The sequence below is a fragment of the Nocardioides sp. NPDC057577 genome (assembly GCF_042801335.1).
GTDB lineage: Bacteria > Actinomycetota > Actinomycetes > Propionibacteriales > Nocardioidaceae > Nocardioides.
Genome location: NZ_JBHVGB010000248.1, coordinates 1 through 6,520 on the forward strand (window position 1 = coordinate 1; position 6,520 = coordinate 6,520).

General features: G+C 68.9%; 7 protein-coding genes. 3 read left to right on the forward strand and 4 right to left on the reverse strand.

Translation table 11 applies throughout. From position 1 onward, the window contains the following. A partial coding sequence (locus ACFU7D_RS27970) for a hypothetical protein (RefSeq protein WP_378873459.1) occupies positions 1-358 on the forward strand: 358 nt, incomplete at its 5' end. 31 nt (positions 359-389) lie between these two features. Here the strand turns inward: ACFU7D_RS27970 and ACFU7D_RS27975 are convergent. From ACFU7D_RS27975 to ACFU7D_RS27985, 3 genes are all read right to left on the reverse strand, one after another. Further along, positions 390-689, reverse strand: coding sequence for a WhiB family transcriptional regulator (locus tag ACFU7D_RS27975; RefSeq protein ID WP_355021597.1), 300 nt, complete (start codon positions 687-689; stop codon positions 390-392). A 104-nt stretch (positions 690-793) separates the two neighbouring features. Then, complete coding sequence (locus ACFU7D_RS27980; protein WP_378873461.1) at positions 794-1,036, reverse strand: hypothetical protein; 243 nt, start codon at positions 1,034-1,036, stop codon at positions 794-796. A 137-nt stretch (positions 1,037-1,173) separates the two neighbouring features. Further along, a complete protein-coding gene (locus tag ACFU7D_RS27985) occupies positions 1,174-3,225 on the reverse strand; it encodes an ATP-dependent DNA helicase UvrD2 (protein WP_378873463.1) in 2,052 nt (683 codons plus the stop codon). Between the two features lie 91 nt (positions 3,226-3,316). Here ACFU7D_RS27985 and ACFU7D_RS27990 point away from each other — a divergent pair, with 91 nt between their 5' ends. Then, positions 3,317-3,562 (forward strand): mycoredoxin, encoded by a 246-nt coding sequence (locus ACFU7D_RS27990; protein WP_378724573.1) that lies wholly within the window; start codon positions 3,317-3,319, stop codon positions 3,560-3,562. Positions 3,563-3,568: 6 nt separating this feature from the next. Here the strand turns inward: ACFU7D_RS27990 and nudC are convergent, their stop codons facing one another. After that, positions 3,569-4,480 (reverse strand): NAD(+) diphosphatase, encoded by a 912-nt coding sequence (gene nudC / locus ACFU7D_RS27995; RefSeq protein WP_378873465.1) that lies wholly within the window; start codon positions 4,478-4,480, stop codon positions 3,569-3,571. Positions 4,481-4,517: 37 nt separating this feature from the next. Here nudC and ACFU7D_RS28000 point away from each other — a divergent pair, with 37 nt between their 5' ends. Next, entirely contained in the window at positions 4,518-6,335 is a 1,818-nt protein-coding gene (locus tag ACFU7D_RS28000) for a hypothetical protein (protein WP_378873467.1), read from the forward strand. The last annotated feature ends 185 nt before the right edge of the window (positions 6,336-6,520 follow it).

Sequence of the window (6,520 nt, forward strand, 5' to 3'; positions counted from 1 at the left end):
GTCCGAGGGTTTCTCGGACTGGCCGGTCATCTTCCACACCCGCGATCAGAGGGGTGAGGTCTTCTGCCCCGAGAGGGGCTTACAGCGCGCGGGCAAGAGCCAGCTTCGCCTGGACGGCGGCTCGCTCGGCCTTGCGGCCCAGGCGAGCAGCCTTGACGAGGGCATGGCCTCGCCGCAGTTCACGCGCCTCTCCCAGGCGCGCGGACATTTGCGCGCGCGCCAGGTCTTCGTAAAGCAAGTTCATCTGAGTGCTCCGTACTCGGTTGGTGTTCATGTCTGGTCGTCTCCTGCTGGTCAGCGGGCTCCGGCGCCCATGGTCATCACGATCGTGTTCATGGCTGTTGCCTTTCGTCGTTGAACGGCTGCTGGTGTTGATGGTGTTCGGTTGCTCAGGCGGCGTCCTTACGGGGCCGGCCACGGGGCCGCTTGCGGGGGATCACCTTCCCCTGCAGGAGCAACTGGCCGCCCCAGACGCCCCAGGGCTCACGCCGGTCGAGGGCGCTGGCGAGGCAGAGCGGCTGCACGGGGCAGGTCGCGCAGAGCGTCTTGGCGAACTCGACGTCGGCAGGCGACTCGGCGAACCACAGCTCCGGGTTGTTGACCCGGCAGGGCAGCTGGTCCTCGTCGTAGCGGTTGGCGCGGTCGTGGAGAACGCCGAGAGTGACCTCGGGCTCGAGAATGCTGGTCATATGTACACCTCCTTTGTGACTGATCGCGGGTTTTGAGAAACAGAAAGGCCGCGGATCCCGGGTTTCGGGTTCCGCGGCCTGGAGGCTGCTGTGACTACGTGGTTCTACGTAGTCGGACAGCTCCAGGCTCGAATCCCGTGGGACTTGACCTTGATGGCATCCGCCTGCGGGGACACGAGTCCCTCGACGCGCATGCCGTAACCGGCGCCCGTAAAGGCACCAGCAGCCGGGGTGGCCCACTTCGGGCTCTGACCGATCAGAGTGAACAGCGGGCTCGACAGCTCGGGGTGGCCGCACGCGGACATGGCGATGCCATTGATCGGCGTCTTGATCTGGTTGATCTTCACTGGGGCCACCTCCTTCGGGGCTGTCGGGCGCGCCTCATCGGCGCGCGGCTTTACTTGATGAAAGAACAGTAACCGGCCGGGCGGGTCGGCCGCAAACGATTAAACCCGTTGATTTCGAGGAATTTCTCTGAAGGGTTTCAGGCCTCGGCGATGATCACCTCAAGGACTTCCGAGCCGTACGTCTCCACCTTGCTGCGGCCGATGCCGGCGATGCGCTGCAGGTCCTGGAGCGTGCCCGGCTTCTGCTCGGCGATCTGCTCGAGGGTCGCGTCGGTGAAGACCACGAACGCAGGCTTACGGATCGCCTCGGCGGTCTCCTTGCGCCACTGCTTCAGCCGGTCGTAGAGCGCCTCGTCGTAAGGCGCGTCGCAGCCCTCGTGGCGACCCATCCGCTTCTCGGCCGCCGAGCCGAGCGGCCCGCCGCAGGCCTTGCACATCCGGGCCTTCCCGGAGCCGGGGCGCCGGGTCGGCGCCGCGGACCGAGCCGGCCGCAGCGGGTCGAGGAACCGCGACGGCCTGCGCCGCGCGGCCTGGCCCGGCTGACGTGCCAGCGCCCAGGACAGGGTCAGATCGACCCGCGCCCGGGTGAGGCCGACGTAGAGCAGCCGCCGCTCCTCCTCGATCTCGGCCGGGGTCGGCTCCTCGCCACGGAGGATGAACGGCATCGTGCCGTCCTGGAGGCCGACCAGGAACACCGAGTCCCACTCCAGCCCCTTGGCGGCGTGGAACGTCGCCAGGGTCACCCCCGACGGCACCGGTGCGTGCTGCTCGGCCGCGCGGCGGTCGAGCTCTGCGACGAGGCCGGCCAGGTCGCCGCCGGCCGAGGAGAACGTGCGCGCCTGGTCGATCAGCGCCTGCCACGACTCCCAGCGATCGCGGGTCTGCCCCCGCCCCTCGGGCGGCTCGGAGGTCCAGCCCATCCCGGCCAGGATCCCGTGGACCGACTCCAGCAGCTCGTCACCGATCACGGCACCCTGGCCGCCTCGCGCCGCGCCGCGGATCCGGGTCACCGCCTCACGGACCTCGGGCCGGTCGAAGAACCGGGCGGCGCCGCGCAGGACGTACGGGATCCGGCGGGCGGTGAGCGCGTCCTCGTAGGCCTCCGACTGGGCGTTGATCCGGAACAGGATCGCCATCTCGTGGTAGGGCTTGCCGGCCTGGTGCAGGCGCAGGATCTCGGCGGCGACACCCTCGGCCTCGGCGACCTCGTCGGGCTGCTCGACGTGCTCGACGGCGGGACCGGAGTCGCGCTGGGCCTGGAGCTGGACACCAGCGCTCGGCGTACCCTCCAGGATCTTGTTGGCGGCCTTCACAACCTGCGGCGAGGAGCGGTAGTTGCGGACCAGCTCGACCGAAGTGGCACCGGGGTGCTTCGTCGGGAAGTCACGCAGGTAGGCGGCGTCGGCGCCGGCGAAGGTGTAGATCGTCTGCGCCGGGTCGCCGACGACGCAGAGCTCGCTGCGCCCGCCCAGCCACAGGTCGAGCAGCGCCGACTGCAGCGGCGAGACGTCTTGGAACTCGTCGACGGTGAACCACTTGTACTGCCGCCTGACCTGCGCTGCGACGCGCTCGTCGTGCTCCAGGAGGCCGGCGGTCAGGAGCAGCACGTCCTCCATGTCCATCCGCGCCTGGGTGCGTTTGACGTCCTCGTAGGCCGCATAGATGTGTCCCACCATCGACGGGGTGAGTCCACCGACCTCCCGGCCCCGCGCCTCGGCCGACTTCGGGTAGTCGTCGGGGTGGACGTTGGAGACCTTCGACCACTCGATCTCCGAGGCCAGGTCGCGCGCCTGGGCCTGGTCGACGTTGATCCGCTGGCGCTGCGCGGCCGCGCGGATCAGCGGGATCTTCGACTCGGTCAGGTTGGGCAGCTCGGTGCCGTAGACCTTGGGCCAGAAGAACCGCAGCTGGCGCAGGGCGGCGGAATGGAAGGTGCGCGCCTGGACCGCGCCGGCGCCCATCGCGCGCAGTCGCTGCCGCATCTCCCCCGCGGCGCGGGTGGTGAAGGTGACGGCGAGGATCTCCTGCGGCGCGTAGACACCGGTGGCGACGCCGTAGGCGATCCGGTGGGTGATCGCCCGGGTCTTGCCGGTCCCCGCACCCGCCAGCACCCGGACCGGACCGCGCAGTGCCTCCGCCACCCGGCGTTGCTCAGGGTCGAGGGCGGCGAGGAGGGACTCGGGGGTCATGGGCGGGAAGAACTCCTCGGGGTGGGAACGTTGTGCCTTGGAGGCCAACACTATTGGCTCGCACCGACAGTTCTGATGAGGAGATCCCCCGATGAGCAGCTTCACGATGTACACCACACCCTGGTGTGGATACTGCCAGCGACTCAAGGGTCAGCTCGGCCGTGAAGACATCACCTTCGACGAGGTCGACATCGAGCAGGTCCCCGAGGCCGCGCAGATCGTCGAGCAGGCCAACGGCGGCAACCAGACCGTCCCGACCCTCGTCTACTCCGACGGCACCGCGATGACCAACCCGTCGATCGCTCAGGTCAAGGCGAAGCTCGCCGAGCTGGTCTGACACCGGTCACCACGAGCCGGGAAGCTCCCCGCCGTACCACTCCTCGACCAGCGAGCGGCTGATCGAGATGCCGCTGGGCAGCTTGATCTCACCGCTCCTCGCGACCGCGGCGAGCTCCGCGCGGGTGAACCAGCGCGCCTCGCGGATCTCGTCCGCGTCGACCGTGATCTCGGTCGACGCCGCACGTGCGAAGAAGCCGAGCATCAGGCTGGCCGGCAGCGGCCACGGCTGGTTGCCGAAGTAGTCGACCTGCCCGACGCGTACGCCGACCTCCTCACCGACCTCGCGACGGACCGCGTCCTCGAGCGACTCCCCCGGCTCGACGAAGCCGGCGAGGGTGGAGAAGTTGGGCGCGGGCCAGCGGGTGTGGTTGCCGAGCAGGCAACGCTCGTCGTCGCTCCCGGGCTCCCCCGACGTCACCAGCATGATCACCGCCGGGTCGGTGCGGGGGAAGGTCAGGTGTCCCTCCGCACAGGCGAGCTCGTGACCGGCCGCCCGCGGTTGGAGGCCGCCGCCGCAACGCGAGCAGAACCGGGTCGCCCGGTGCCACTCGGCCAGGCCGATCGCGTGCATCAGGAAGCTCGCCTCGGTCGTGTCGGCGAGCAGCGCGGGGAAGAGACCGCGCAGGTCACGCCACGTCTCTCCGGCTTCCTCACGGCCGGTGAGCACGGCGAAGCTCGCTCCATCGGGGGAGTCGCCGAGGAGCAGCCGGATCCCCTCCGGAGAGGCCTCCGGCGTACGCCACCTCACTCCGGTCTCGCCTGACGGCTCGACCCTGTTGCCGGCGACCACGAGGACCCTCGTGGTCTCGGCGGACCAGGCCTTCTCGACCCAGCCGTCGTCGGCGCGCAGATGGCCGGAGCGGTCGTGGGGGCTTTGGATGATTCGCAGATGGATGGGCAGCTTCGGGGAGTCCACCCGGCAGAGCCTATGAGGTGGGTATAGGTTCCGCGGCGTGGATCGGTTTTGGCGCATCGCCGCTGTCGTCTCCGTCGTGGTCGCTCTTGCGATCAACGCCTACATCGCCTGGGGTTCCAGCCTCTCGTTCATGTACGACGAGATCGGCACCGTCATCCATGGACGGACCGTCCTCGGACTCGACTCGCCACAGCTGAACACCCCCGGCTACTACCCCGGGTGGGGCGTGCTGCTGGCGCCGTTGTGGCTGGTCACGTCCAACGTGTTCACGTTCTACAAGATGGCGATCGTCGTCGGCCTGGTGATCAGCATGCTCACCATCTGGCCGCTCGCCCGGGTCGCGGTCCGGCTCAGCGGGGTCACTCCGGCGCAGGGTGTGGTCGCCGGCGCCATCGTGATGGCCCTGCCGCCTCGCGCGATCCAGGCCGACTACATCCTCTCCGAGCGGCTGGTCACGCTGCTCGTCGTCCTCGCGACCCTGGCGGCGTTCCGGCTCTGGGAAAAGCCGACCTATCGCGGCGTACTCCTGCTCAGCCTGCTCACCGGGCTCGCGCTCTTCTCCCACGCCCGGATGCAGGTCTTCGTCGCCGCGGTCGCGCTGTGGCTGACCTGCTTCATCGTGCACAGCTTCGTGGTACGCAAGTGGCAGGTTGCCCGTGTCGCCCTCGTCGGGCTGGTCGCCACCGGCGTGCTCGCCGTCGCCGCCAACAAGGCCGCGCTCTGGTTCCACGCGCAGCTGGTGCCGTGGAAGTTCATCCAGGCGCAGGACTTCTTCGAGAAGGTCACCCAGGCCAACCCGCGATACTGGGTCGACACCTTCGCGGGCGAGGCCTGGACGCAGATGATCGGCAGCTTCGGCGTCGTGATCGTCGGCCTGGTCGTGGTCACCGCCTTGTTCTGGAAGGAGCTCCGCTCGCGACAGGTGGGGCCGGCCGGGTTCGTGCTGATCGCGGCCGGGTCGATGTACGTCCTCAGCTGTCTGAACTGGGGCAACGAGTACTCGCTGTTCACCATGGAGTGGCGGCGCTTCGACTACTGGATCTACGGGCGCTACATCGACCCCGTCTTCGCGGTCCTCGTGCTGGCCGGGGTCTGCGCGGCGATCCAGGCCGTACGCTCCCGGGCGGTCCTCGTCTGGACCTGGGTGATCGTCGCCGGGATCTCGCTGGTGACCATCCTCGTCGTCGCCCCCGACGCACCCACCTGGGCCTACACCACCCCGGCGCACATCCCCGGTGCGATCCCGTGGTGGTGGGCGCTTCCGGACGGGCAGTTCCCGCAGCCGGGACCCATTCCGTCGTTCACCAACGACAACCGCTTCTGGCTGATCGCGACCATGTGTGCTCTGGTGCCGCTGGCGATCTGGACGCTCCTCGCGGCCCTCTCCCGGCTGAGCCCCCGGGTCGGCGACCGGGTGCGCTCGGTGGTCGTCACCGCGCTCGTTCTGGTCGTCGGCGTAGCCGGCTCTGCCGTCGCCGACGTGGCTTCCGACAAGTTCCACGACCACTTCGACCACGCCACTCCGGTCGTCGACGACCTGCGCTCGATCCTCGCCGAGCACCCCGACGCGGTCGTCGCCTACGACGACAACTGCCCCCGCCGCCATTCGGCGATGAACTCCGAGCGCAACTGGCTGATGTGGTGGATGCTCCCCACGATCGTCAAGCGCGAATGGGAGTGGGGCGACGACATCGTCTTCTCCTGCCCGGAGGGCGAGCCGGCCTTCGTCACCGGCGCGGTGATGCTGCGCGAGCGGCCGTTCCCGCTTGCGACCGTCTGGATTCTTCCTGGTGACCTGCTCGACTCGCTGCGGGAGTCTGGGGAGTTGCCGGAGGTTGCTCGGACGGTTGAGTAGGTCCCTTCGCCGCTTGGACGGGACTGATTCTTGTGGCTGGTCTGGGCCGCCGACCCTGTCCTCGAGTGTTTCTCGACCTGCCCCGGAGTAAAGGACGGCCTGCGGCCGCCGGCTTCGCCGGCCGCTTCGCGGTCCTTGACACCGGACCATGTCGAGAAAGATTTGGCTGGCTATCAGGGGCGGCG

Bases quoted from the DNA above. Each gene is read 5' to 3' on its own strand.
- ACFU7D_RS27975 (WP_355021597.1), bottom strand. From the start codon at position 689: ATGACCAGCATTCTCGAGCCCGAGGTCACTCTCGGCGTTCTCCACGAC.
- ACFU7D_RS27985 (WP_378873463.1), bottom strand. From the start codon at position 3,225: ATGACCCCCGAGTCCCTCCTCGCCGCCCTCGACCCTGAGCAACGCCGG.
- ACFU7D_RS27990 (WP_378724573.1), top strand. From the start codon at position 3,317: ATGAGCAGCTTCACGATGTACACCACACCCTGGTGTGGATACTGCCAG.